General features: G+C 34.2%; 28 protein-coding genes. 12 read left to right on the top strand and 16 right to left on the bottom strand.

Translation table 11 applies throughout. The annotated features are described in order from the left end of the window. Positions 1-44 precede the first annotated feature (44 nt). The 5 genes from OM074_RS14310 to OM074_RS14290 all read right to left on the bottom strand — a co-directional run bounded on the left by OM074_RS14310 (position 45) and on the right by OM074_RS14290 (position 4704). Entirely contained in the window at positions 45-1340 is a 1296-nt protein-coding gene (locus OM074_RS14310; RefSeq protein ID WP_301200598.1) for a flavin reductase, read from the bottom strand. Continuing rightward, positions 1330-2493, bottom strand: a complete 1164-nt coding sequence (locus tag OM074_RS14305; RefSeq protein WP_301200596.1) for an FMN-binding protein — start codon at positions 2491-2493, stop codon at positions 1330-1332. Before OM074_RS14305 ends, OM074_RS14310 begins: the two co-directional genes overlap by 11 nt. Before the next feature lie 71 nt (positions 2494-2564). Next, complete coding sequence (locus OM074_RS14300; protein ID WP_301200594.1) at positions 2565-3206, bottom strand: flavodoxin family protein; 642 nt, start codon at positions 3204-3206, stop codon at positions 2565-2567. Between the two features lie 99 nt (positions 3207-3305). Continuing rightward, complete coding sequence (locus OM074_RS14295) at positions 3306-4208, bottom strand: NAD(P)-dependent oxidoreductase (RefSeq protein WP_301200592.1); 903 nt, start codon at positions 4206-4208, stop codon at positions 3306-3308. Further along, the gene (locus OM074_RS14290) at positions 4174-4704 is read right to left on the bottom strand and encodes an SRPBCC family protein (protein WP_301200590.1); all 531 of its coding nucleotides are present in this window, start codon (positions 4702-4704) and stop codon (positions 4174-4176) included. Before OM074_RS14290 ends, OM074_RS14295 begins: the two co-directional genes overlap by 35 nt. Before the next feature lie 244 nt (positions 4705-4948). On the opposite strand from OM074_RS14290, the gene OM074_RS14285 reads away from it, so the two are divergent. Then, positions 4949-5311 (top strand): winged helix-turn-helix transcriptional regulator, encoded by a 363-nt coding sequence (locus OM074_RS14285; RefSeq protein ID WP_301200588.1) that lies wholly within the window; start codon positions 4949-4951, stop codon positions 5309-5311. A 51-nt stretch (positions 5312-5362) separates the two neighbouring features. Here the strand turns inward: OM074_RS14285 and OM074_RS14280 are convergent, their stop codons facing one another. After that, a complete protein-coding gene (locus OM074_RS14280; RefSeq protein ID WP_301200586.1) occupies positions 5363-6112 on the bottom strand; it encodes a DeoR/GlpR family DNA-binding transcription regulator in 750 nt (249 codons plus the stop codon). A 209-nt stretch (positions 6113-6321) separates the two neighbouring features. Between OM074_RS14280 and OM074_RS14275 the strand changes: the two genes are divergently transcribed. Further along, the gene (locus OM074_RS14275; protein ID WP_301200584.1) at positions 6322-6837 is read left to right on the top strand and encodes a 5' nucleotidase, NT5C type; all 516 of its coding nucleotides are present in this window, start codon (positions 6322-6324) and stop codon (positions 6835-6837) included. Between the two features lie 91 nt (positions 6838-6928). On the opposite strand, the gene OM074_RS14270 is transcribed toward OM074_RS14275, so the two are convergent. Next, a complete protein-coding gene (locus OM074_RS14270) occupies positions 6929-7789 on the bottom strand; it encodes a helix-turn-helix domain-containing protein (RefSeq protein ID WP_301200582.1) in 861 nt (286 codons plus the stop codon). Between the two features lie 117 nt (positions 7790-7906). Between OM074_RS14270 and OM074_RS14265 the strand changes: the two genes are divergently transcribed. Both OM074_RS14265 and OM074_RS14260 read left to right on the top strand, forming a co-directional pair. Further along, positions 7907-8296 carry a VOC family protein gene (locus OM074_RS14265; RefSeq protein ID WP_301200580.1) on the top strand — a complete coding sequence of 130 codons (390 nt, stop codon included), beginning with the start codon at positions 7907-7909 and terminating at the stop codon, positions 8294-8296. 182 nt (positions 8297-8478) lie between these two features. Further along, positions 8479-9636 carry an acyltransferase family protein gene (locus OM074_RS14260; protein WP_301200578.1) on the top strand — a complete coding sequence of 386 codons (1158 nt, stop codon included), beginning with the start codon at positions 8479-8481 and terminating at the stop codon, positions 9634-9636. Between the two features lie 126 nt (positions 9637-9762). Here OM074_RS14260 and OM074_RS14255 read toward each other — a convergent pair whose 3' ends face one another. Together OM074_RS14255 and OM074_RS14250 are read right to left on the bottom strand one after the other, a co-directional pair. Next, the gene (locus OM074_RS14255; RefSeq protein ID WP_301200576.1) at positions 9763-10206 is read right to left on the bottom strand and encodes a MarR family winged helix-turn-helix transcriptional regulator; all 444 of its coding nucleotides are present in this window, start codon (positions 10204-10206) and stop codon (positions 9763-9765) included. After that, on the bottom strand, positions 10196-10912 hold the full coding sequence (locus tag OM074_RS14250) for a DUF169 domain-containing protein (protein WP_301200574.1): 717 nt from the start codon (positions 10910-10912) through the stop codon (positions 10196-10198). The genes OM074_RS14255 and OM074_RS14250 overlap by 11 nt, the downstream gene beginning before the upstream one ends. A gap of 454 nt (positions 10913-11366) precedes the next feature. On the opposite strand from OM074_RS14250, the gene OM074_RS14245 reads away from it, so the two are divergent. Beyond that, positions 11367-11708, top strand: a complete 342-nt coding sequence (locus OM074_RS14245; RefSeq protein WP_363320270.1) for an aldo/keto reductase — start codon at positions 11367-11369, stop codon at positions 11706-11708. Positions 11709-12015: 307 nt separating this feature from the next. Here the strand turns inward: OM074_RS14245 and OM074_RS14240 are convergent, their stop codons facing one another. Next, positions 12016-12540 (bottom strand): nuclear transport factor 2 family protein, encoded by a 525-nt coding sequence (locus tag OM074_RS14240; RefSeq protein ID WP_301200572.1) that lies wholly within the window; start codon positions 12538-12540, stop codon positions 12016-12018. A 16-nt stretch (positions 12541-12556) separates the two neighbouring features. Then, positions 12557-13129: a sugar O-acetyltransferase gene (locus OM074_RS14235; RefSeq protein WP_301200570.1), complete on the bottom strand. Its 573-nt coding sequence runs from the start codon at positions 13127-13129 to the stop codon at positions 12557-12559. A 169-nt stretch (positions 13130-13298) separates the two neighbouring features. Here OM074_RS14235 and OM074_RS14230 point away from each other — a divergent pair, with 169 nt between their 5' ends. Beyond that, complete coding sequence (locus tag OM074_RS14230) at positions 13299-14222, top strand: helix-turn-helix domain-containing protein (protein ID WP_301200568.1); 924 nt, start codon at positions 13299-13301, stop codon at positions 14220-14222. 2 nt (positions 14223-14224) lie between these two features. Here OM074_RS14230 and OM074_RS14225 read toward each other — a convergent pair whose 3' ends face one another. The 4 genes from OM074_RS14225 to OM074_RS14210 all read right to left on the bottom strand — a co-directional run bounded on the left by OM074_RS14225 (position 14225) and on the right by OM074_RS14210 (position 17166). Next, positions 14225-14551 (bottom strand): LUD domain-containing protein, encoded by a 327-nt coding sequence (locus OM074_RS14225; protein WP_363320269.1) that lies wholly within the window; start codon positions 14549-14551, stop codon positions 14225-14227. Next, positions 14527-14748 carry a hypothetical protein gene (locus OM074_RS14220; protein WP_301200566.1) on the bottom strand — a complete coding sequence of 74 codons (222 nt, stop codon included), beginning with the start codon at positions 14746-14748 and terminating at the stop codon, positions 14527-14529. Before OM074_RS14220 ends, OM074_RS14225 begins: the two co-directional genes overlap by 25 nt. Before the next feature lie 200 nt (positions 14749-14948). Further along, positions 14949-16256, bottom strand: a complete 1308-nt coding sequence (locus tag OM074_RS14215; protein ID WP_301200564.1) for an ATP-binding protein — start codon at positions 16254-16256, stop codon at positions 14949-14951. A 202-nt stretch (positions 16257-16458) separates the two neighbouring features. Beyond that, positions 16459-17166, bottom strand: coding sequence for a lactate utilization protein (locus OM074_RS14210; RefSeq protein ID WP_301200562.1), 708 nt, complete (start codon positions 17164-17166; stop codon positions 16459-16461). Between the two features lie 143 nt (positions 17167-17309). Here OM074_RS14210 and OM074_RS14205 point away from each other — a divergent pair, with 143 nt between their 5' ends. The 6 genes from OM074_RS14205 (at position 17310) to OM074_RS14180 (ending at position 22196) form a co-directional block, all read left to right on the top strand. Next, positions 17310-18230 carry a helix-turn-helix domain-containing protein gene (locus OM074_RS14205; RefSeq protein ID WP_301200560.1) on the top strand — a complete coding sequence of 307 codons (921 nt, stop codon included), beginning with the start codon at positions 17310-17312 and terminating at the stop codon, positions 18228-18230. Positions 18231-18252: 22 nt separating this feature from the next. After that, positions 18253-18915 carry a Rossmann-fold NAD(P)-binding domain-containing protein gene (locus tag OM074_RS14200; RefSeq protein ID WP_301200558.1) on the top strand — a complete coding sequence of 221 codons (663 nt, stop codon included), beginning with the start codon at positions 18253-18255 and terminating at the stop codon, positions 18913-18915. A 23-nt stretch (positions 18916-18938) separates the two neighbouring features. Next, the gene (locus tag OM074_RS14195) at positions 18939-19805 is read left to right on the top strand and encodes an SDR family NAD(P)-dependent oxidoreductase (RefSeq protein WP_301200556.1); all 867 of its coding nucleotides are present in this window, start codon (positions 18939-18941) and stop codon (positions 19803-19805) included. Continuing rightward, positions 19802-20329, top strand: a complete 528-nt coding sequence (locus OM074_RS14190; protein ID WP_301200554.1) for an RICIN domain-containing protein — start codon at positions 19802-19804, stop codon at positions 20327-20329. Before OM074_RS14195 ends, OM074_RS14190 begins: the two co-directional genes overlap by 4 nt. 215 nt (positions 20330-20544) lie before the next feature. After that, positions 20545-21360, top strand: coding sequence for an oxidoreductase (locus tag OM074_RS14185; RefSeq protein ID WP_301200552.1), 816 nt, complete (start codon positions 20545-20547; stop codon positions 21358-21360). A 26-nt stretch (positions 21361-21386) separates the two neighbouring features. Further along, on the top strand, positions 21387-22196 hold the full coding sequence (locus tag OM074_RS14180) for an AraC family transcriptional regulator (RefSeq protein ID WP_301200550.1): 810 nt from the start codon (positions 21387-21389) through the stop codon (positions 22194-22196). Positions 22197-22446: 250 nt separating this feature from the next. Here the strand turns inward: OM074_RS14180 and OM074_RS14175 are convergent, their stop codons facing one another. Beyond that, the gene (locus tag OM074_RS14175; protein WP_301200548.1) at positions 22447-23316 is read right to left on the bottom strand and encodes a DUF5131 family protein; all 870 of its coding nucleotides are present in this window, start codon (positions 23314-23316) and stop codon (positions 22447-22449) included. Between the last annotated feature and the right edge of the window lie 215 nt (positions 23317-23531).

Here is a 23531-nt window from a genome sequence, read left to right as displayed (position 1 = left end):
AAATTAGGGATTTTTACTTTTGGGTGCCCTTTTTATCAGGTGTATCACCATTTATTCCAATGCAAATTGGTTTCATCCCATTTGTCTTTGGGTTTATCTTCCCCGGTTGGATAACCAATGGCAATTACACTCAACGGAATTTTATCGGATGGGATATTCAATGCTTGTTGAACGTCTTTCTCTCTGTCTTTGATAGGATGAACTCCTGTCCATACAGCACCCAGCCCCATGCTTTCGGCAGCCAATAAAATATTCTGGGTTGCAGCGGAGCAATCCTGTACCCAATAAGGCTGGGCATCTCCTTGTAATGCCTTTGAAAGATCGCCGCAAACAACAATTGCACCAGTAGCTTGTTTTAGCATTTTTGCATAAGGCAATATGTCGGCCAATTGATCCAACACTTCTCTTTCCTGAATAGCGACAAAAGCCCATGGACGCTTGTCTACTGCCGTTGGGGCTGCCATACCAGCTCTGACCATCATGGTTAACTGGTCTTGCGATACTTGTTCTGAGGTAAAGTGACGTACACTCTTTCTGTTGAAAATAGTGACAAGGGTTTCATTTGTAATGCTAAGTGGATTGTATTGAGGTTCTTTTCCCTCTATTAAAGTTTTGTATACATCAAAGGGTTTAGCCAGCCTTTTGCCGTATCCATAATAAAAGTTTTTCTCAAAAATTACCGGCTTTAACTTCTCAATATCCACATCTTCATTTTCATCAAGAAACTGAACATCTACTTTGGTGTCAACTACTTTTCCTATAAACTGTACGTGCGAACCCAGGTGAAAGGTATCGGTTACTTCACACTCAATTACAATCGGAAATTCGCCAATGTAGGGTGCATTTACATGATCTCCCTTAACGGGCGTTAACCCAAGCTTTTTAAATTTATCTTCATCTCTTCCTGAAATATTACCTACATAATCTGTTTCAACTACAAACCTTTCTGAAGGAACATTTACAGTGAAACATCCATTGGCAAGTATGTTTTCATAAGTCATACGCGATTCTCTAATGGAAACCGAAATGCTAAGCGGATCAGAGTTGGCTATGCCTGTCCATGCTGCCGTCATTATGTCGGGTTTTCCTTCCTTACTATAAGAACCTATAACCAATGCAGGCTTGGGCATGATATAACCTTTTACGCCAACCGATTTCTTTTGATTACCGGAATAATCTGTATCGTTAGCAGATGATACCCTCTCTTGTGAAGGTTTATGATGTGTGGATCTGTCGCCATGATGGTGCTTTTTGTCACCTCCTCTTTTTGTAAGTTGAAATACCAAAACAACAACTACAACGGCTAAAACAATATTTAAAAGTGAGGATTTATTTTGCATGATTCTGTTTTTTTGATTTTAATGAAGGTACGCTATTTAAAAGGCATCCGGTGGGACATAACTGACACCAGGGTCTGTTAAAAATGAAGGACATGAGAACAATTACTACGCCTGCAATCAACATGATATCTGAAGCCACAGTAAACGAAAAGGCTTTAAAAGGCTCCATATCTGACAAGGGGACTGTATATCCAAAAATAAGACTAACCCAAATAAAGGTAAGATAGACTGACCGAAGGCTTACTTTTGATATTTTTAATTGCAAACCTTTCTTTTTTAAGGGCGAAATTTTAGAAGCGATCATCTGTATTGCTCCCATTGGGCAAAGGTAGGTGCAATAATAGTTTTTATGCCCAAGAAGAGCCACTGCAATAGCTATGATCAAAACCGTTATTAATTCCCAATTGCTCTGCCACGGCATACCTTTCATTATCCAGGTGTGTATGGTTTCGAGCGATAACATTTGCTTAAACCAAAAGCCAGAAACCATTACAATAAGAATCAAGTAATACAAGTAATATTTTCGAAACCATTTTTTAAGTAACATACTTAACGATAAAAGGATAAGTATTAAGGTTAAGACAGACTTTAATAGGCCATTTATATCGTTTTTTTGATATTGTGCCTGAACCGACAGATAACCTCCCAGTGTTTTATTAACTGTTTTAATAATGGCATTACTGCTATAGGTGGCACCACTTATGGCATCTACATATTTATTAATCAGGAGAGTATCAATAGGCATATTGCTCCAGGTATTCAACAAGCCTTTTTCTGTAATATAGGTAATGTACTCTGGCGACTCATCGTTTTTGAGCAATTGCACTCGTGATACTACATGCTTGTTATCAAAATATATTAAAACAGGTATTTTACCTGCATATCCCTGAAACTCAGCATTAAAATCGCCCGAAAACAGGGCGTTTGTAATTTTATTGTTGTTATTATCCAGAATGGAGATGGTACCTTCTGATTTTAATTTGACCTTTGCAGCATCCTTATATGCTACTTGAATATCTTTAAGGCTATAAGAAAATTCTTTCTGAGGAAGCATCCATCTAAAGGTAGCTCCTCCCCTAATGGCAACTGCAACAACAATTAAAATAATAACGATACAATTGTATATGCTATTAATGGGTATTTTTTTGAACATTTACTTTTTCTGTTTTTGATTTCGTTATGAAATATTACCAATTGATTTTGGCAGTAGATACAAAAATAGTATCACCTTATAAAATTCATCATAATCTTATTTGGTATTTCCGGTTCCTCAAGTGATAAAGTAGCAGAGGCTTCTTTCATTTTCATAATCCAGGCCATGTTATTACCAAGCGTTTCCATAATCTGAACGCCTTCGGTATCCTGCTCAGCTTCTGCCGGAGTTGTTCCATGAATAATATTCCAATAATTTGAGGTTGCCAGAATCATCTCTGAATACGCCAAATAATGATAAAGACTATCCAATGTAGCAGAACCTCCACTACGGCGCACAGCTACTACTGCAGCTCCAACTTTATGATGAAACAAAGAATTGTTATTGCTTGATGACACATACCAAACACGGTCTAAAAAGCTTTTCATTGTTCCTGATATACCCGAGAAATGCACCGGAGAACCTAGTACAATACCGTCTGCCTCCAAAATTTTGGGGATGGATTCATTTACAATATCAGTTGTTATTCCACACTGGTTATTCTTCATTTTATAACATTTTCCACACCCCAAACAACCTTGAATAGCCTTGTTGCCAATATGCAGAATTTCAAAATCAATATTTTCCTTTTCTAATTGCTTACCAAGCATTGTTAATGCATGATATGTGTTTCCTTCTTTTTTAGGACTTCCATTTATTGCTAATACTTTCATTACTCTATTTTTTTATACTAAGTGAAAATGACTATGAGAAAAAGTAGGTTTTCACTTCTTTATGAAATAGAAAACCATACATTCAAAAATAAATAATAACTATTCAAAAAGTTTGGAAACGCCTGTCATATTCAGGTCGCCTAAACCATTATCAATACCTGCATGAAAAATTTCAGACACTCGTTTTAAAAGAGATATCTGTTCATCCGCATCATTAATAGTAGATATATAGTTGAAATCCTTTGATATTAATTCAACAGGAAAGAGAGGTGCAAAATTCTGATTAATAATGGTCGAACTAATAAAATTATTTATCGGAGCCCATGGACTTGTTTGCGATACTGCATTTAATATTTCAGTCACATTGGCATTGTTGCTTTTAATTACTCCTATAAGTTCGGATAAAGCAGCTACCTGTATTCCCAGTAATGAATTAGTTACCAATTTTGTAATAGCAGCATTACCTGGTTCTCCAAGAAAATTAATTTTTGAACCCATTTTTTCCAATACGGGTTTTGCAATATCAAAAGCCTCTTTGTCTCCTGCAACAAAATAAATCAACTGTGCAGAATCTGCCTGCGGACGAGTACCGGAAACCGGAGCCTCTAAAAACGAAATTTCTTCCTTATAAAAAATGCCAACCATTTCTTTAATCCAACCCGGTGTCAATGTCGAGCTCTCAATAGCTACAGCGCCTTTTTTCATTCCGGAAACTGCTCCCGTTTCATCATTAAACCAAACATCCTTTGATGCCTCATTGTCTCTAACCATAGAGATTACAAAATCTGCATCAATCACAGCTTCTTTGGGCGTCATTGCATGTTTTGCTCCATTTTTAGCAAATTCCTCAGCTGTCTTTGCAGTACGATTCCAAACCGTTAAGTCATATCCAGCTTTTATTAATTGAGAAGCCATTCTTGAACCCATTGCACCAAGTCCAAGAAAAGCTATTTTTACGTTTTTCATATCAAAGTTGATTCTGGTTTCTTTTGTTTTTTGCATAACTTACCAATCCATCCAGCCAATCCTGATGTCCGTTAATCATAGGGTTAGGCTTTGTTTTAGCAAGCTCCTGTGCCGGTTTTCCAATTTGGCTTTCCTGTGTAAGAATTCGAACTCTATTGCCCGATAAATCTTCAATTAACCAGGCATGGATAACATCCAAACGTGTTTCCTCGTCCCCTTCAGCCCAACCATGCCATGCCAATCGAGCTGCTTCATTTTCACATGGAGGTACAAATTCAGTTACTTGTGCTTCAATTGGGAACCCAAATGTTTTAAAACGAAAACGAACACCATCAAATAATTCCCTGTCATTGGAATTTAAGAATTCAACATTAGATGAGTTTGGATAGTATTCAGGCCAGGCAAAAGGATTAGCTAAATATTTCCATACTTCCTGTGTTGTTAAACCTTTTACAATTACTTCATTTGAACAATAATTGTCTGTTGTTCCGGGAGTGTATTCTTCAGGGAATACAATTGCATTTTGTTTCATATTTTAAACTATCATTATTATAGTTGCAAAAATAACTTTAGTGATTTACCTTTGCAATAACTATCAAATTAGATAGTCTTTGCAAAAAATACCAAATACTGCGTTATTCTTATTTTTGAAACAGTCACTTACAATAAGTAAACTCCTTGGTTTCAAAAACTTCGAAAGCATTGTCTTTGGCACTTTTTTATCAAAGACTAAATTTGTGCGAGTTTATTTAGCTGACACTAGATAGGTTATTGATATGGGAAAAAGCATTGAATTAAACGGAAAAACATATCCATGTACAGTAAGCCTGGCGATGGATTTAGTAGGTGGAAAATGGAAAACGGTTATTTTATATCACCTCAAGGATAAAGAAAAACGTTACAACGAATTAAAGAAAGAAATAAGAGCCATAACGGAGATGACACTCAGTTTGCAACTTAAACAGCTGGAAGAAAGCGGTTTGGTTTTGCGTAGTGTGTTTGGCGATAAACCACCTATTAAAGTAATATATAGTTTAACTGATTTTGGGAAAACATTTATACCGGCTTTAGAAGCTATAAATAATTGGGGGCATTTGGTTGTTAAGGAAAAAGGAGGATTTATTGAATCTGCTTCATAAACCAATCAGCTCTTTGTGAATATATTTTCCAACAAAACATCAACAAACAGACTAAATAACATCATAGGAATACTTAGGCCAGTTGTTTTTTATGTAATCTATTTTATTGTCTTCGGTTACTATATAATCGATTTCCTCCAAAGAGGCCACCTGATAAGTTCTTGCTGTATTTAGTTTATGACTATCCGCAAGAATAAGCCTTTTATTTCCTCTTTCAATCATTGCACGTTTTATTAATGCCTCATCTCTGTCCGGACATGTTAATCCTTTTTCCGGATGTACATCACTTATCCCAACTAAAACCCAATCCGGATTAATAGTTTGTAGAGCTTGAAAGACAGTAACACCAACTGTTACCTGAGAAGATGAAAAGACCTTACCTCCAAGAAAATTTAATTCTATGTTAGTATGATTAAATAATTCGTTTATAATCGGAAAACTATTGGTAAATATGCTTAACTCTAATTCTTTGGGTAATTGACGTATGACTGCAAGATTAGATGTTCCTCCATCTAATAAAATTACATCTCCATTTTTAAAAAGGGGAATAACCTTTGAAGCCATTTGTTGCTTTTTATCCATAGCCGTATTTATCCTGTCCGTAAATTGGATAGATATTCCTGATTTTGCGATAGCTCCTCCATGAACTTTTGTTAACAAGCCTTTATTGTCTAATTCAGTAAGATCCCGTCTTAAGGTATCATCTGAAATTCCAAGTTCGTTACTTAGCGAAGTAACATAGATTCGATTATCTCTATTAATAAGATTTAAAATATAATCGTGTCTTTCCTTTTTAAGCATAATGCCGCATTTAAAATTGCATATATCCGCAATATATCTATATTTGATTGATATATCTAATAAATGATGCGTTATTTTATAGTTTTATGCGGTAATATGCAAGAGTGTAATTTAAATAGCCTGAAACAATTACTCTTAAACCAGAAACCGCATATACAAAAAAGTAATTCGTTGTTATTAATTATTTTTTTCTAAAAAAAATTTAAACGATGCAAAAGCAATTATTAGTAGACATGGATGGAGTGTTAGCAGATGTGTATTCTCATTTAATTAATCTTGAATTTAAAGAAACAGGATTAAAAATGACACATCAGAGTTTGGAGGGAAAATTAGAGGAGGAGGCTTTTCCTTCATTTAATAAACTTGTTAGGAGTAAAGGTTTTTTTCGTACACCTCCTGTAATGAAAGATAGTGTTGAAGGTTTAAACTATCTGAATAATAAATACAAAGTACTAATAGTATCTTCTGCAACAGAATTCCCGAATAGTTTAAATGAAAAACAAGCATGGTTAAATGAACACTTCCCTTTTATAACCTGGAAACAAATGATCTTCTGCGGCAGTAAGGATAGTATTAGTGGCGACATTATGATAGATGACCATCCTAAAAATCTTTCCACATTTAATGGTAAAAGGATAATATTTAGTCAATTGCATAATGTTCACGTGGCAGATTCTTCGTATGAAAGGGTTTCTGACTGGAAAAGAATTATGGAGATTTTATAGATTCAATCATCCAAAGATCACAAGTTTTTGAAGGAATAGAATATGAGTTAATTCAAGAAGAAGTTCTATAAATAAACCTATCAAATAAGAACTAAATAGAATCTAATCGATATTCTTTTGGAGAAACACGCATCATCTTTTTAAAAGTCCGGTTAAAATAAGGGATGTCATTAAAACCAACAGCTGCACTAATTTCTGAAATCGTCATGGCTGTTTCGCAAAGCATTATACATGAGCATTTAATTCTATACTCATTTAGTGCGGTAAAAAATGACATTCCTTTTTCTCTTTTAAAAAATGAGCAAAAGGAAGAACTATTCATCCCTACATATTTAGCTACATCATCAAGTGTTATTTTTTCTTGATAATGCGTTAACATAAAACGATGGACTTCCTGTAGTTTATCTGCCTTGCGGGATTGTCTTTCACGAAAACCAACTATTTGCATTTCAGTATCTGAAGAAATATGAGAGATGATTTGAAGTAAAGTAGTTAACTGCTCCATATTGTTTTGGGAGATCATTGAATGCATTAGTCTTTGAATCAAGGGCAACAACTTTCCCTTTAAACTCATGCCTTTTGATATCTCTTTTAAGCGCTTTACACTAGTTTGTAATTCAGGAAATGTATTTGCACATTTATCAAGAAATGAATCTGGAAAAATAATAGTGATATTTTCAATTTTGCCATGTTTATAATGAACGTTTTCATCAAAATACCAACCATGAGCCAGATTTGGAGGAAGCAAAATGATTTCTCCTTTAGAAAAGGTTTCCATATTGTCGCCAATAACACGTGTACCACTCCCTGTTATAACATAAGACAATTCCCAATCATTACTTTGGTGAAATGAAATCTGCTCATTCCACACAATATGCACATGATCAAAGAAGAAGGATTTATCTTTATCAATATCTGTATGACAATATTTTGCTTTTTCAATGTTTTTCATTCTCTCAAATTTGAATGATTACAAAAATAAGACAATAGTTTTTTAATAAAAGACAAGTTTATTAATTGTCACCACCTTTCTTTGCAATGAATTAAAAGATACAGTAAGATATTACCAATGAAAATAGATCATATTGCAATTTGGACACATGATTTGGAGAAAACCAAAAAATTTTATCTAAAGTATTTTGGGGCAAAGTGTAGCGATAAATACATAAATATTGAAAAGAATTTCTCATCATATTTTCTATCTTTTGAAGAAGGAAATACTCGGATGGAACTAATGCACAATCCATACATTATGGAATTCTTAGGGAATCATGCATCATCATTGGGATTGACTCACCTGTCAATTTCAGTTGGAGACAGAAAAAGAGTGGATAAACTAACTGAACAATTAAGAAGCGATGGCTATAACATTGTTAGCGAAGCCAGGATTACCGGGGATGGCTATTACGAGAGTGTTATTGAAGATAGTGAATGGAATAGAATTGAAATAACAGAATAAAGCACAATAGATCTTTAGATTTTAGATAAGAGACAATAGACTAATTTACAAGACGTTTTGAATCTACAAATTAAATAATTTACAATAATGATTTTTAACTACTAATTTACAGTGTAGTATAAATTTTAACGAATTGTTGAAATTAATTACACTCAAATAATAAACTTTAATAAATACATAATATGAGCCTTAGCAATAGTAATCAATCCGGTTTTTCCGACTCAAAAAAACACTACCCGATATTAGATGGTTTACGTGGTGTTGCAGCAATTATAGTTGTAGCTTTTCATATCCTTGAAACATTTACCGGGGGCGACCACTCTAAACAGATTATCAACCACGGTTATTTGGCTGTAGATTTCTTCTTTGTTTTGTCAGGTTTTGTTATTGGTTATGCCTACGACGACCGTTGGCAAAAGATGACACTCGGTGGCTTTTTTAAACGACGATTAATTCGTCTGCACCCAATGATTATTGTAGGGATGATTATTGGTGCAGTAACTTTCTATTTTCAGGATAGTAGTTTCTTCCCGGTAATATCTGAAACTCCGGTTTGGAAGATGTTATTGGTGATGGTAATTGGTTTTACTTTAATTCCGGTTGGCCATTCGATGGATATTAGGGGATGGACAGAAATGCACCCCTTGAACGGCCCGGCATGGTCGTTGTTTTTTGAATATGTTGGTAATATTTTTTATGCTTTATTTATCAGGAAGCTCTCGAATAAGGTTTTGGCGATATTCGTATTTATTGCCGGAGCTGCTTTAATTCACCTGGCTGTTACCAGTCCTCATGGAGATGTAATTGGCGGATGGTCAATTGATGCCACTCAACTTAGAATTGGTTTTACAAGACTTCTTTATCCATTTTTAGCAGGATTATTATTATCCAGAGTTGTAAAACCAGGACAATACAAGAATGCATTCTTCTGGAGCAGTTTAATACTTGTTGTTATATTCTCCATACCAAGAGTCGGAAATTCTGAACAAGTTTGGCTGAATGGCCTTTACGATTCATTATCTATAATATTAGTATTTCCGTTGGTAGTTTATATTGGTGCCAGTGGCGAAACCAAAGGTAAAATGTCATCTAAAATAAGTCGCTTTCTTGGTGATATATCCTATCCCCTATACATAATTCACTATCCTTTTATTTATATGTATATGGCATGGATTGATAAAAACCAGGACTTTATTAATACGTCACCATCTGGAAAAACAACCATGATATTTATATCAATATCAGTACTCGTGGTAAGTGTGATTTTGGCTTATGCTTTATATAAATTATATGATGTACCAGTAAGAAAATGGCTTACTGATAAGTTTATGAAGAAATAATGGATAACTACAATATATAATCAAGTTCTTATATTCTAGCAAAAGCTCAAACAGCTTGCTAATCAAGACAATGTCTAAAGCATAAGGCAAATAAAGCTTCCTGTTGTATACCAATACAACAGGGAGTTATTCCATATAAGTTAAAATATTGTTTTCCATTTTTTCTATTAGAGCAAGAATTGTAGCCTGTTCAGAATCTGTTATTCCATTGGTTGCAATACTAATAGATTGTTGCCAACAAGCATAAATTTTTTCTTTTATTTCCTCTGCTTTGGGAAGAATAAAAATAAGAACACTTCTACTATCTTCTAGGCTTTTCCTTTTTGATACATATCCTAATTTACAAAGCTTTTCAATTATCCTCGTAACATTAGCAAAATCCTTTTTCGATTTTTTAGCTAAATCACCAACTGTTAGCCCATTCTCTTCCCATAAATAGTACATTATAACCCATTGATCTGGTGTAATTTCTAATTGATTATCAGCGATTATCCTAAACACCTGCCGCTTTAAAAGTACGGCAAGTGTTGCTATTCTATGATTTACGGAATTCTCTAATTTAATTTCCATCTTGTAAAATTCTTTCTTTTACTTTATTCCATGCATGAGTGCCTTTCAAACATGATTTTTCCAATGTGTAATACATCTCTTTAAAGCGACTCATCGGAACTGACAAACTTAATATATTTGCTTCAACTTGTGGCCTTACTGACGGATCAAATAAGCCTAAAAATGACCTGTGACCTTCATCTCTGTTTTCTACAACAGTTTGAGCAACTATGGCACTACATCCTGATGCGAAAGGAACTGAAACAGCATCCGGTTTATTTGTATCCATTAAAGTCCATGAAATTAATCCTGTCATAACATCTGGAGATGCAAAAAAGATAATTCCCTCCAGGCCTTCAAAGCTATCAAGGTTGTTAATTGATGCAAAATTAATGTACTTACCTTCTTTTGATGGCATGTTTAATTCTGTAATAAAGTCAATAACCATTTCAGGTGTATCTTTATACCGTTCTTTATCAGAGACAAATCCCGGAAGAAATGGTGGAACTGACGTGAAGCCACTATATACTTTTCCTCCCGGACATGCAATGGCATCCACAGATAAACTTAAAATTTGGCCTTTTCTAGCCGGTTTTAAGTCTTTAATATAACAACCTCTTGTTTTTGATACTTCTACCTTGGGTCTATCTGAATACCAAATAGCTATAGGTAATTCATAATCGCCAAAAGCATTCCTAAAGTTCTGAATGAAATAATTTATATCCATATCTACGTTTTTATATTTGTTGTGACAAATATATTTATTTTAATTGTCATGTCAAATAAATATTATTGTTAATTCAATAGATCGTTAGATATTAGATAATAGACATTAGACTGATTTACAATTCGCTTAAAATCAATAAGATAATAATTTTGCCATAAATTATTCAATGCATTTAGAATCAGCACATTATAAAAATTTAACGAACTAATGTAATTGAAAAATCACTAAAAGAACAGACCTGGTTAACGCATATCAAAGTTAAAAGAGAAAGTACCTGAAAATAAAACTGTAGTAAATTTACTTATGAGTTAAATCTTAAGTATGCTCATCATTTTACAATACTATCTCAAAAAAATAACGTTTAAGAAAAGGGCGATTCGTTTTTTCTAAAACGTAACCACATGTTGCGCAAATTCAAAAGACCATCAAAAAACGGAGAACCTTTTAAAGGACTATTTTTACAATTAAAAGCCCCATTTCTAAAGAAATTAATAACGAAACTTGGAGAGCAATAGAAGAACTTTATAAAGAAGGTAAAATAAAGTCAATAGGTGTAAGTAATTTCTTACCTCACCATTTAGAAGCATTAATGGAAACTGCTACTATTCGACCATCCATAAATCAAATTGAGTTCCATCCCGGATTTATGCAACAGGAATGTGTTTCGTTTTGCAAAGACAATAATATACTGGTTGAAGCATGGAGTCTTTTAGGAACCGGAAAAATGTTGGATAATGAAACACTAAAAGCCACCGCTGCAAAATACAATAAATCAGTAGCCCAAATATGTATTTGATGGGTTTTGCAAAATGATGTATTACCGCTACCAAAATCAATAACTCCAAGCCGTATTGTTGAAAACTTAGCTATTGACGACTTTGAAATCACAGTAGAAGATATGCAAACAATCAATGCAATGGAATATTGTGGAGGTTCAGGTTTGCATCCTGATAAGGTTGATTTTTGATAAAAAAATGAGAGAAACTTTGTTGTGCCGGGGATGACACAAAATCTCCGGTGAATAGTAGAGTCACTTGGAGATTTTGTATTTAAATCTTTCCTTCAAAAAGCACATAATTATATTTTAGAGAAGGGATACAAGATCACTCAACTTCTTCTTTTTCCTGCCAAATAAAGTTAGATGTGCGTTTTGTAATCAACCAGCAACCGTTCTCCTTAACAAACTCATCGTAATAATATACTCCCATGGTTGTCTTTATTTTTTTACCATCTTCCATACCTATTAATATAACCATGCAATAAGAAGTTGCAGAAGCAGTATTCTCTTTTAGCTCGATAGTTTGTTGACCATTAATGTGGTAAACAGTTTCGAAAAGACTCAGGTACGAACTAAAGGCATCGCCAATTTGCTTCCGGCCTGTTAAAGTCATTCCTGGTTGTCCATTTACACGTGATTCTACGGAAGCATTTTCTGTAAATAGCAAGGTTTGTTTTTGGGTTTCTTTTTGGTCAGCTAATACAGAAAAAGTATCAACTAAATTTTTTATGGACATTTTGTCTTCAATCACCTGAATTCTATCCGATAATTCTTTGGTATTTTGCATTGTTTGTGCCTTTAAGTTTGTAAATAATATCATAATCGATAATGCGAAAACTATTTTCTTCATGGTAATGTATTTAAGATTATATTTCTGTTTTATTAAGCCGTTTGATTACTCTTGCTGGATTACCTCCAACAATTACATTCGGTTCCACATCTTTTGTAACCACCGAACCTCCTGCAACTACAGAATTCTCACCAATTGTAATCCCAGGTAAAATAGTAGCACAAGCACCAATCCATACATTTTCTTTAATACGAATTGGTTTGCAGATAAGCGTATTGTGGTCATCGAAATCGTGATTTGCAGTTAAAAGTGTTACTTGTGGCCCAATCATCACGCGGTCATCAATTGTTATGCTCCCCGCTGTCATACATGTACAATTGTGATTAATAAAAACTTGTTTACCAATCTTAATGTTTTTACCCATGTCAATATAAAATGGAGGCATTATAGCTGTACCTTCTTCAAACGATTTGCCTATTAGTTCAGCAAACAACGGAGGTAAATCTTCTAACTTATGAAACTCATTATTAATTCTATGGATAACCTTTCTTGATGATTCCATATCTAAAATTGCAGGTGCAAAATCAGGATTATACATACTTAATGGTTCACCATTCTTTAGTCGTTCATATAAATCTCTTCTTTCCATTTCTTAAATTATTGTTTGAATTACTTCGATGCAAAATTGGTAATCATTTGGTATCTATGGTTTATACAAAACACAGTATTACATACCATATTCACTGTTACGCTATTAGTTGATAATAAATTAATCTCCAAACACTTATATTTGTAGTAAATAATAAAAGCGAATAGTTATGAGTGCTATTTACAGAATTGAAACAGTAGATGATTACAATAAGATGGTAGAAGTAGAAACTTTACATCCGCTGGTAAATATTATTGACTTTTCACAACTTCAAAGCCATAAGAACACTGACAGGAAAGAATGGGATAAATATTCTCATCTATATTTCGGTATTTATGCAATCTATTTTAAAGAGGGAGATTGTGGCAAAGTAGAATATGGTCGTAATAAATATGATTATAAAGAAGGCACTTTATTATTTATATCTCCGGGACAAGTAGTAAAGATTAAACGTAGTGAGCAGGAGAACAGTAAAACCGGATGGGTTCTGATTTTTCATCCTGATTTATTGCTTAGTTCTTCCCTTAGTAAAATAATGCATGATTATTCTTTCTTTTCTTATGAATCGAACGAAGCTTTACATGTCTCGCAACGTGAAAGAAGTCTTGTTTTTGAAAGCTTTGCAAAAATCGGATATGAAATTAATGAGCGAATAGATAAGCATAGTAAAAAACTGATAATAAACAGTATTCAAATGTTACTGGATTACAGTATGCGATTTTATGACCGACAGTTTATTACCAGAGAAAACACAAACAAAGGGATAATTGAGCAGTTTGAACGATATTTAAACGATTATTTCCGTTCGGAAAAGCCACAAAACATAGGCTTGCCATCTGTTACCTTAATAGCCCGGGAACTACACCTTTCAACAAATTATTTTGGAGATTTGGTTAAAAAAGAAACAGGTCAGACTGCCTTGGATTATATTCATCTGAAATTAATTTCTTTAGCCAAAGAGAAAGTGTTGGATATAACAAAAACTATTAGTGAGATTGCCTTCGAATTAGGCTTTAAATATCCTCAGCATTTTACGAGGATGTTTAAAAAGAGTGTAGGCATGTCGCCAAGTGAGTACCGGGAATTGAATTAGAATCAATACCCCAATTCCTGATTGATAAGAATAATCTTGATCCTGTGTTTTGGAAATGATTTTTCGGTGATAACCCAACTATTACAGATTCTTTGATTGCTTTTACAATCATGGCAAATGCTAGTTGTTTGACAAGGAATTTTGAAGTTTGTATGACGCTTGGCATTCAACGGAGCAGCTATGGTTTTAATACGATGAAAAGCTTCTGGTGTGTCTTTCACGATCTTATTAGTCCCAATAAACAGTACAACATGCTCCGGCCCCAAAGCCAATGGTGCTACCCTATTGCCTACCATATCCAGGTTTACAAGATAACCTGACTCAGTGATTGCATTGGTACCGGTAAGAAACGAGTCAATCGTTGGTGCCTGCTACGTCTTATAATCCTTGTATCCCAATCATCATTGTGAGAAAAAATATCAATAAATTCAATGTTCTGATTATTCTGCAATAAATCCAAAGGACCGGTTGCCCGCATGGTTATGGAACCTGCATAAGAGGCACTTTTGAATTCAATATTTGACAAAATATCATTTTCAAAAATAGCCTTTGCTTTGGTAGTATCCTCCGCAAAATAAACTTCGAAATTATTAGCTTTAAGGTTTTGTATTGTTTACTGAATGCACGATGCTTTATCCTCAAATCTTGCTATATTACTTTTCTCCTTTTGATCGCAAAGCTACAGTTCCCGCAGTTACTATACCATTTCAAATTTTCTACAAAGCACTAAATTCCCGTAATCTTCATTAGATAATTTATTGCATACAGCGGGGTGTTTGTCAGCCAATCTTCTTTCCGGAAATCAGACATTGAGGTTCTTATAGCAACGGATTCCGGAAATCGCTGTTTGAATGATTTTAAACTTTTAGCCTGTAGATTCTCAGCAGCTTTTACCTCAATTGGAACAATTTTGTTCAGGTGTTGAATCACAAAATCAATTTCAGCATTTGCTTTTTCTGCTGACCAATAATATATCGGAATATCAGGTATGGTTTTTAATTGTTGCAATACAAATTGCTCTGTTAATGCACCATTGAATTCTTCAAAAATGCTATTCCCATCAAGTAAGGTTTTTACATCAAGGTTGCCAATGGCAGCAAGTAATCCAACATCAACGATAAATATTTTAAAGGCATTCATATCCTCATAAGCTTTAAGCGGCATACCTGCTTTGTTTATTCTATTCACCTTATAAATCAGTCCACTATCGGTTAGCCATGATAGCGGCAGCTCAAAATCTTTTGCTCTTGCACCTTTCTTAATAGCACTGTATATAAATTTTTTGTTTTCTTTTGCCAATTGTGCCAAGGTTGAATTCCAAAGCATTCTGATTCGGGGAACGATCTCAACAGGAGCATGTTTTGAGAAGTCCTGCTCATAGGCCAATAAAATATTCTTCTGAATCTTTCTGACTTCCGTGTAATCCATATTTTGCTTAAAGGACAATACCACTTCCGGCATTCCTCCTGTAAAATAATATTGTCTTAATAGTTCAGTGAATTTTGTTTTAAAATTCCGTATCAAACCCCAATCCTGAGATTCAATCAGTTTCAACAAAGGCTCTTGATTCAAAGCCTTTAAATACTCTGGAAAACTTAAAGGATACAAGTCTAAAAAATCAACTTTTCCAACAGGAAAGGAGGTGTGCTGATGGAGTGAAACACCTAATAAAGACCCCGCTGCTATTATATGATATTCCGGAGTATTTTCATAGAAATATTTTAATGAAGCTATACCACCTTTAGCTTCCTGAATTTCATCCAATATTATTAAGGTGTCGTTTGCATTAATTTGTACTCCTGTTTCAATCTGAATTGCATTAACTATTCGTGTTATATTGTAATCTTCAGAAAACAGATCCTTTAGAATTTTTGAACTCTCAAAATTCACGTATGCTGTCTGAGCATATTCTTTCCTGCCAAATTCTTTCATCAGCCAGGTCTTTCCTACCTGACGAGCACCTCTTATGATTAAAGGTTTTCTATTTTCATTTTTTTTCCAATCATAAAGATTATTTATTGCAGTCCTTTCCATATCCACTATTTTTCATATCTGTGCGGATACAAATATACACTTTTACAAATGTCTTTTTTAATTAATTCACATTTATTTGAACGACTTTTTGTTATATGTTGCATTTATTCGAACGACTATTTGTAGTATAATACATTTTTAAAAGGATGTTTAAAAAGACTATAGGCATGTCGCCAAGTGAGTTTCGGGGTTTGAATTAAAATCAATACCCCAAATCCTGATTGATAAGAATAACTTTGATCCTGTGTTTGGGAAATGATTTTTCGGTGATAACCCAACTATTACAGATTCTTTGTTTGCTTTTACAATCGACACATACACCTGTTGTTTGACAAGGTATTTTGAAATTAGTATGCCGTTGTGCGTTCAAGGTAGCAGCAATGGTTTTAATCCTGTGAAAAGCCTCTTCTTTGTCTTTTACTATTTTATTAGTTCCAATAAAAAGCACAACATGTTCCGGGCCAAAAGTTAATGGGGCTACCCTGTTTCCAATCATATCCAGATTAACAAGATAACCTGATTCAGTGATTGCATTGGTGCCGGTAAGAAACAAATCCACAGTTAACGCCTGCTTTCGTTTTATAATTCTTGTATCCCAATCATCATTGGGAGAAAAAGTATCAATAAATTCAATGTCCTGATTATTCTGTAACAAGTCCAGTGCACCGGTTTCCCGCATGGTTATGGAATCTGCATAAGAGGCACTTTTGAATTTAATATTCGGCAAAATATCATTTTCAAAAATGGCTTTTGCTTTGGCAGTATCCTCCGCAAAATAAACTTCGAAGTTATTAGCTTTTAGTTGTTTTAGCGTATTCTGAATAATTGATTCTTTATCTCTTAATTCTTCCATAATGCTATTCAATTTTGAGCCAACAAAGCTAACACTTTCCTCAATTACTACATCCATTACAGATTGACTTAATACAATTAAATGAACTTGCCCATTTTTGGATACAACTACCCCCGATTTGGATACTTTTTCGTAATTTAAATTTCGGTACTTTGTAATGTGCTATAAAAGGTATTTGAATTATTATAAAATAATTGAACATGAAAGCAATTGCATATAAGGTACTAAATTCAATTTCAGAACTGCATACTTTACTGAATCTAAAGAAACCATCGCACCCTTTGATTAGTGTAGTTAATGCTGATGATGTTGATATGACTACGGTGAAAATAACTGAACCTGTCGTTTTCAATTTTTATGTAGTCAATTTAAAGAAGAATTGTCAGGGAAAAATCAGGTACGGACAACAATATTACGATTTTGATGAAGGTGTGATGACATTTGTTTCTCCCAGTCAAAGACTTGAAATAGAAGAATCCTCTGCGGATGTACCAATTGAAAAACCAGATGGCTGGATGCTTGTTTTTCATCCTGATTTAATACAGGGATTTCCTTTGGCAAAAAAGATTAAAGAATATGGTTTCTTTTCTTATGCAGTAAATGAAGCTTTACATTTATCAGACAAAGAAGACATCCTTATTACGGGAATCATTGAAAACATTAAAGATGAGATAGAATTAAACATTGACCATTTCACTCAGGATGTAATCGTCTCTCATCTCGATCTTTTACTCAATTATTCTAATCGGTTTTATAACCGTCAATTTATTACTCGTAAAAAAGCTTCAAGCGATTTGCTAGTTCAGTTTGAGGAATTACTAAACGAGCATTTTCTGAACACCGAAAACTCTGAATTACCAACAGTACAATACTTTGCTAAAAAACTTTTTGTATCATCTCATTACTTAAATGACATGCTAAAAAGCCTTACGGGACAAACTACCCAACAGCACATTCAGAATCATATTATTGAAAAAGCAAAAGAGTTGTTGAGTACTACTAATTTGTCGATTAGTGAGATTGCGTATCAATTAGGATTTGAATATTCACAATCGTTTAATAAGTTATTTAAGAAAAAGACGAATACAACGCCTATGGAATTCAGGCAATCATTTAACTAAACCACAATCTAAAATAGTTACGATGAAAATTATAATTACAGGAACAACAGGAATGGTTGGTGAAGGCATAATGCTGGAATGCTTAAAGCTTTCACAAATAACTGAGGTGTTAAGCGTAAGCCGAAAACCAATTGGAATTAAACACCCCAAATTAAGAGAATATATTGTGTCTGATTTTCTTGCCTTAAAGGAAAATGATACGAAGCTCAAAGGTTATGATGCTTGTTTCTTTTGTGCAGGAGTTAGCTCTGTTGGTATTAGTGAGGAAGAATACAAGCGTATTTCTTATGAAACTACTCTACATTTTGCAAAGTGTTTAAATCCAAACTCCCAAATGTCATTTATTTATGTAAGTGGTGGAGGAACTGACAGTAGTGAAAAAGGGCGAATGGCATGGGCACGAATAAAAGGAAAAACAGAAAATGATTTAATGAAACTTCCATTTAAACAAGCCTTTGGCTATAGAATAGGATTCATTGTGGCGACAAAAGAACAAACAAAAGTTAAAAAATACTACAGATATATTTCCTGGTTACTTCCCTTTATAAAATTGGTAATGCCGAATATTGTTTCCACCATGCAACAAGTGGCCTTATCTATGATTTATGCATCGAAGCATGGTTATATGCAAAGTGTCATTTACGTGAAAGACATCAAGACAATGGCTGAAAAGGAAATATCATAAAACAGAATCAAAAAAATACAGATATGGAAAGCAAAATCATATTAGTAACAGGAGCTTCCGATGGCATCGGAAAAGAAACCGCAAAGACACTTGCAAAACAAGGACATACTCTTATAATCCACGGTCGAAACCCTAAAAAGACAAAGACTGCATTTGAAGAAATAAAATCAGAATCGGGCAGTAATAATATCGACATGTTTTTAGCCGATTTTCTTTCACTTGCAGATGTGAAACGTTTTGCAGAGGAAATTAAGAAGAAATATGACCGCCTCGATGTACTTTTAAATAATGCCGGAGCACAGTTTACCGATACACGGGAGCTTACTGCCGAAGGACACGAAAAAACAATGGTTATCAATGTTCTATCTCCTTTTCTTTTAACAACGCTTTTGTTGGACACTCTTAAAAAAAGCAAGTCAGCACGGGTTGTTACAGTTGCTTCGGCAGCCCATGCAATGGGCGGAAAACCTGACTTGATTGATATTGAACTGGAAAATAGCTACACTATGCCAAGGGCTTACGGTTTATCAAAATTGTATATTATCTGGGTAATGCGACATTTTGTACTTGAAGCAAAAAAACAAGGTATCCAAAATGTCACCTTTAATTCAACACATCCAGGCTCGGTTAAATCAAGCCTTGGTCGTGATGCCATGAAATCATGGAAATACAAAATTATCTATACCATTTGGGGCGCTCTAATGTCAAACTCGATGGAAGCCGGAATAAAAGGTAGCATTATGGGAGCAACTTCACCCGAATTGGAAGGTGTTTCAAACCTGTATCTTGGCCCTAAAGGAAAAGAAAAAGCAAACGATAAGTATTATTCGCCCGAAAACGAGCAAATTATTTGGGATTACTGTTTAAAAGCTACGGAGGATTACAGATGAAAAAGATATTAATAATCATACCAATTGTATTGCTTGTAATAGCAGCAATACCTTTTATTTTAAGGTTTACAAAAGACATTAAAAAGAAAAAACAATACGCTAACACTTACGCTTTACAGAATATCCAATCCGGTAAAGATATTCGTGTACATGATGCAATTTTCACTGATAATGCTAAAACAATCCTTTATCCCCATCACGTATGGGAGTGTATTACCTGGGAGATGATTCAGATTGAAGACTGCACATATTTGCTCAAAAACCTGTACACGCAAAAAACTTTTGAACCTGTTTCTGACCCCAAGCCGGGTGTTAGCCTATGGCAAAAATCTTTAGGTGGAAGTAAATTTCAGTACTGGGAGTTTTTGAAACAAGATAATGACACCTATTTCATCCGTTTAAAAGGAACTGAACTTTATATCACTATTTCTTCTGAGGATGATGATGCTGAGTTGGTTTTACAACCATTGAATAATTCAGATAGTCAAAGATGGAAACTGATTCGGCAGAATCCGTGGATTTAATATGACAAATCATTTTTACTAAAAGCCTCTATTGAGGCTTTTTTATTGTAATAATAGCCTAGTCCTAAAGAATGGTTCTTTCTTGTACTTATTATAATATTTAGAACCTCTGAGAAAATGAACCTGTGACCAAAATTTAATGAACCGCTGACAAAAACATCTTTTTCGTTCTGTACCTAATTTTGTAATGTATTAATAATTTAAAAATTGAGATTATGAAAAAGGTTGTTTTATTAACTGGAGCATCATCGGGTATTGGAAACCAAACCGCTAGATTATTAGCTGAGAAAGGCTATAAAGTTTATGCCGCTGCAAGGCGGACAGAAAAATTAGAAGAACTTAAATCGTTTGGAATCAAACCAATCCACTTGGATGTATCAAATGAGAATTCAATAGTTAATGCTGTTGAATCGATTATGAAAACTGAAAACCGAATTGATATTCTAATAAATAATGCAGGTTTTGGTACTTATGGAGCACTTGAGGATGTTAGTATCGAAACCGCAAGATACCAATATGAGGTAAATGTATTTGGTGTTGCCCGTTTGATACAATTGGTATTACCATCAATGCGTAAAAACAAATATGGCAAAATTATCAATATTACTTCTGGCGGTGGCAGGTTTGCAACACCTTACGGTAGTTGGTATCATTCAAGCAAATTCGCACTTGAAGGATTGAGCGATTCATTGCGAAATGAAGTTAAACAATTCGGGATTGATGTTGTCATTATTGAGCCTGGCGCAATAGAATCTGAATTTGCACATATTGCATTAGATAGCATGGTAAAAAATGCGGATAAATCGGCATACAAGGAAGCTATCACAAGAACTGTTGATGCAAATAAGAAAATGGTTCATAATGCATCTAAACCAATCGTTATTTCAAAACTAATTTTAAAAGGTATTGAATCTAAAAATCCAAAAACCCGATATGCAGGAGGATTTGGAATTAAACCAACCTTGTTTATGAGATGGCTTCTTTCAGACAAATTATTTGATAAAATGCTTCAAAGTCAATTGAAATTTTAAGGTTTTTAATAAATTGGGAAATAATTATGAAAACGCAGATTGTTGAAAATATAATGTTTAGCGATGAAAAAGCTAAAACATTTGATAGTGACCAAATTGTTCCTGAGCTTACCCTTAGTTTCATGGTAAGCGGAAAAAAACATTTACGATTTTCAGATTTTGATGTTGTGGGTGAACCTGGTGACATTGCATTGATTCGCAAGAACGAGTTGATTAAATCTATTAAAATGTCTGATGACGAAGGATTTAGTTATAAGTCGGTAAGTATATTTTTCACACCTGAAATGCTTCAAGATTATGCAAAAAACCATAATATTCCAACGACTGAAAAATACAAGGGAAAGCCTTATATAGATTTGACTCAATCTAAATTCATTAGGGCATATTTTGAATCTTTTATGCCCTATTTTAACCAAGTCTCAAAATTAACAGGTACAGTTGCATCAATTAAATCATTGGAAGCCCTTGAACTTTTAATGAATCATCATCCAAATCTTGAGCAGATGATATTTGACCTCACCGAACCCTATAAAATCGACTTGGAAAAATACATGAACAAGAATTTTACTTTCAAGATTCCAATAAAGGAATTTGCACGGTTAACAGGAAGAAGCCTTTCGACATTTAAACGAGATTTCAAAAAAACATATAACGAAACTCCTGAAAAATGGCTACGGGAAAAACGTCTTGATGAAGCTAAGTATTTAATAGTTGAGAAAAAACAGAAACCATCTGATGTATATTACCATGTTGGATTTGAGAATTTCTCTCATTTTTCGACATCATTTAAGGAAAGATTTGGGGTAAATGCATCTGACATATTGGATATTTCTTAGCTAATAGATTTATTTTCACCAGATTTCACAACAATCAAATACAATAGCCCTGAACCTGCTGTCTTTTTGGAGACATTGAAACAAATGAATATTCCTGAACAGTTGGCACAGGTTTCATTAATGTTCGCAACGGCAATAAAAAATAACGATGCTAACCTTGTTGACCCGACTTTAGAAAATTTAATCGGACGAAAAACAGCGGATTTAAATACATATTTGAAACAGATTTATTTGAAGTAGTAAAGTCAAGTTAACACCTCCCACAATCACAACATCCATTGCAAATTGGCTTGCTTCCGCAAGTATGGCAATTAATCTTGTATTTGGGTTGGTACATGTAGATAGGTTCTATAGGAAATCCCATTGTATCTTTTAGAATAAAGTTAATGGGCTTTCCTTTGTAATTCATGCCCGATTTAAATGCCATCTGGCTTTGAACTGATTTCTTTGGAATGGAGTAAGCTATACCGTCTTTTATAAAATTGGTTCCGGTTTCGATAAAGCAGAATGAGATATTGTATTTGATACATTGACGTTGCAAAGATTTTATCCAATCAAAATTACAAGGCCTTGCTCCATCATAATTTTCACCTCCGGCAATCACTTGTTCAACTTGTCCGGTTTTCAGATAATCTTCAATTTGGATGTCGCCAATTAAAGGCGCAGTCATAATTCCCTTATGTTTAAAGGGTAATTTTAAGAGAATGGGGATTCTTTCATCGGCACGCTTTTGATTTTCGCAGGTCACATTAAAGAAGATGTTTTCCCAACCATCGTCCCAATTATTTGGCAAACACTTTTCAACTCTTTCTGGGCGTTTGGTTAGTAGAAAGAACTTAACATCACTGCGAATTTTCATCATTTGCCAGGCTTCATTCCGCCAGCAATCTGCTTCTTCCAAAAAGAAATCGGAAGTCATGCAAACCCGAATTAATTCACCACTTTTAATCTTGTATTGTCCGTTCCTGTTTTTCTGTAACGGATAATTAAAGCCTGATTTAGTTTTGTAGATATTAGAACCTTCTTTATCACGTTGCCTGTCAAGAAAGAACATGTAACAATACTGACAGCCTTCGCTTATTTTTGTACAACCGTGCCACGGATTCCAAATATCGTGCATAACATTTCTACTCTTTAATAAAGGGCAATGTACTTTAGTGTTCGGAACATGATTTCGCTAACGAAAGACTAGGTTCGGATCACCTCCGGAAAACACAATCATCATCTTGGTAATCAGCTTATCAAGTTCAATTCTAAATCTTCTAACAGCAGTTTTGTAACCGATATTATTTTGTTTTTTGTATATCAGAATCAGAATAGCCAAAGTCAAAGTTA

The sequence above is a fragment of the Plebeiibacterium marinum genome, assembly GCF_026013615.1.
Taxonomy (GTDB): domain Bacteria; phylum Bacteroidota; class Bacteroidia; order Bacteroidales; family Marinilabiliaceae; genus Saccharicrinis; species Saccharicrinis marinus_A.
This window is presented reverse-complemented; position numbering and strand designations above follow the sequence as displayed.

Coding starts and splice junctions, on each gene's coding strand:
- OM074_RS14190 (WP_301200554.1), top strand. CDS start 19,802: ATGAAAAAGATATTAATAATCATACCAATTGTATTGCTTGTAATAGCA.
- OM074_RS14280 (WP_301200586.1), bottom strand. CDS start 6,112: ATGCTTAAAAAGGAAAGACACGATTATATTTTAAATCTTATTAATAGA.
- OM074_RS14230 (WP_301200568.1), top strand. CDS start 13,299: ATGAGTGCTATTTACAGAATTGAAACAGTAGATGATTACAATAAGATG.
- OM074_RS14200 (WP_301200558.1), top strand. CDS start 18,253: ATGAAAATTATAATTACAGGAACAACAGGAATGGTTGGTGAAGGCATA.
- OM074_RS14305 (WP_301200596.1), bottom strand. CDS start 2,493: ATGTTCAAAAAAATACCCATTAATAGCATATACAATTGTATCGTTATT.
- OM074_RS14310 (WP_301200598.1), bottom strand. CDS start 1,340: ATGCAAAATAAATCCTCACTTTTAAATATTGTTTTAGCCGTTGTAGTT.
- OM074_RS14285 (WP_301200588.1), top strand. CDS start 4,949: ATGGGAAAAAGCATTGAATTAAACGGAAAAACATATCCATGTACAGTA.
- OM074_RS14210 (WP_301200562.1), bottom strand. CDS start 17,166: ATGGATGTAGTAATTGAGGAAAGTGTTAGCTTTGTTGGCTCAAAATTG.
- OM074_RS14290 (WP_301200590.1), bottom strand. CDS start 4,704: ATGAAACAAAATGCAATTGTATTCCCTGAAGAATACACTCCCGGAACA.
- OM074_RS14185 (WP_301200552.1), top strand. CDS start 20,545: ATGAAAAAGGTTGTTTTATTAACTGGAGCATCATCGGGTATTGGAAAC.
- OM074_RS14205 (WP_301200560.1), top strand. CDS start 17,310: ATGAAAGCAATTGCATATAAGGTACTAAATTCAATTTCAGAACTGCAT.
- OM074_RS14215 (WP_301200564.1), bottom strand. CDS start 16,256: ATGGAAAGGACTGCAATAAATAATCTTTATGATTGGAAAAAAAATGAA.
- OM074_RS14195 (WP_301200556.1), top strand. CDS start 18,939: ATGGAAAGCAAAATCATATTAGTAACAGGAGCTTCCGATGGCATCGGA.
- OM074_RS14270 (WP_301200582.1), bottom strand. CDS start 7,789: ATGAAAAACATTGAAAAAGCAAAATATTGTCATACAGATATTGATAAA.
- OM074_RS14235 (WP_301200570.1), bottom strand. CDS start 13,129: ATGGAAAGAAGAGATTTATATGAACGACTAAAGAATGGTGAACCATTA.
- OM074_RS14275 (WP_301200584.1), top strand. CDS start 6,322: ATGCAAAAGCAATTATTAGTAGACATGGATGGAGTGTTAGCAGATGTG.
- OM074_RS14265 (WP_301200580.1), top strand. CDS start 7,907: ATGAAAATAGATCATATTGCAATTTGGACACATGATTTGGAGAAAACC.
- OM074_RS14250 (WP_301200574.1), bottom strand. CDS start 10,912: ATGGATATAAATTATTTCATTCAGAACTTTAGGAATGCTTTTGGCGAT.
- OM074_RS14240 (WP_301200572.1), bottom strand. CDS start 12,540: ATGAAGAAAATAGTTTTCGCATTATCGATTATGATATTATTTACAAAC.
- OM074_RS14295 (WP_301200592.1), bottom strand. CDS start 4,208: ATGCAAAAAACAAAAGAAACCAGAATCAACTTTGATATGAAAAACGTA.
- OM074_RS14175 (WP_301200548.1), bottom strand. CDS start 23,316: ATGCACGATATTTGGAATCCGTGGCACGGTTGTACAAAAATAAGCGAA.
- OM074_RS14260 (WP_301200578.1), top strand. CDS start 8,479: ATGAGCCTTAGCAATAGTAATCAATCCGGTTTTTCCGACTCAAAAAAA.
- OM074_RS14300 (WP_301200594.1), bottom strand. CDS start 3,206: ATGAAAGTATTAGCAATAAATGGAAGTCCTAAAAAAGAAGGAAACACA.
- OM074_RS14255 (WP_301200576.1), bottom strand. CDS start 10,206: ATGGAAATTAAATTAGAGAATTCCGTAAATCATAGAATAGCAACACTT.
- OM074_RS14180 (WP_301200550.1), top strand. CDS start 21,387: ATGAAAACGCAGATTGTTGAAAATATAATGTTTAGCGATGAAAAAGCT.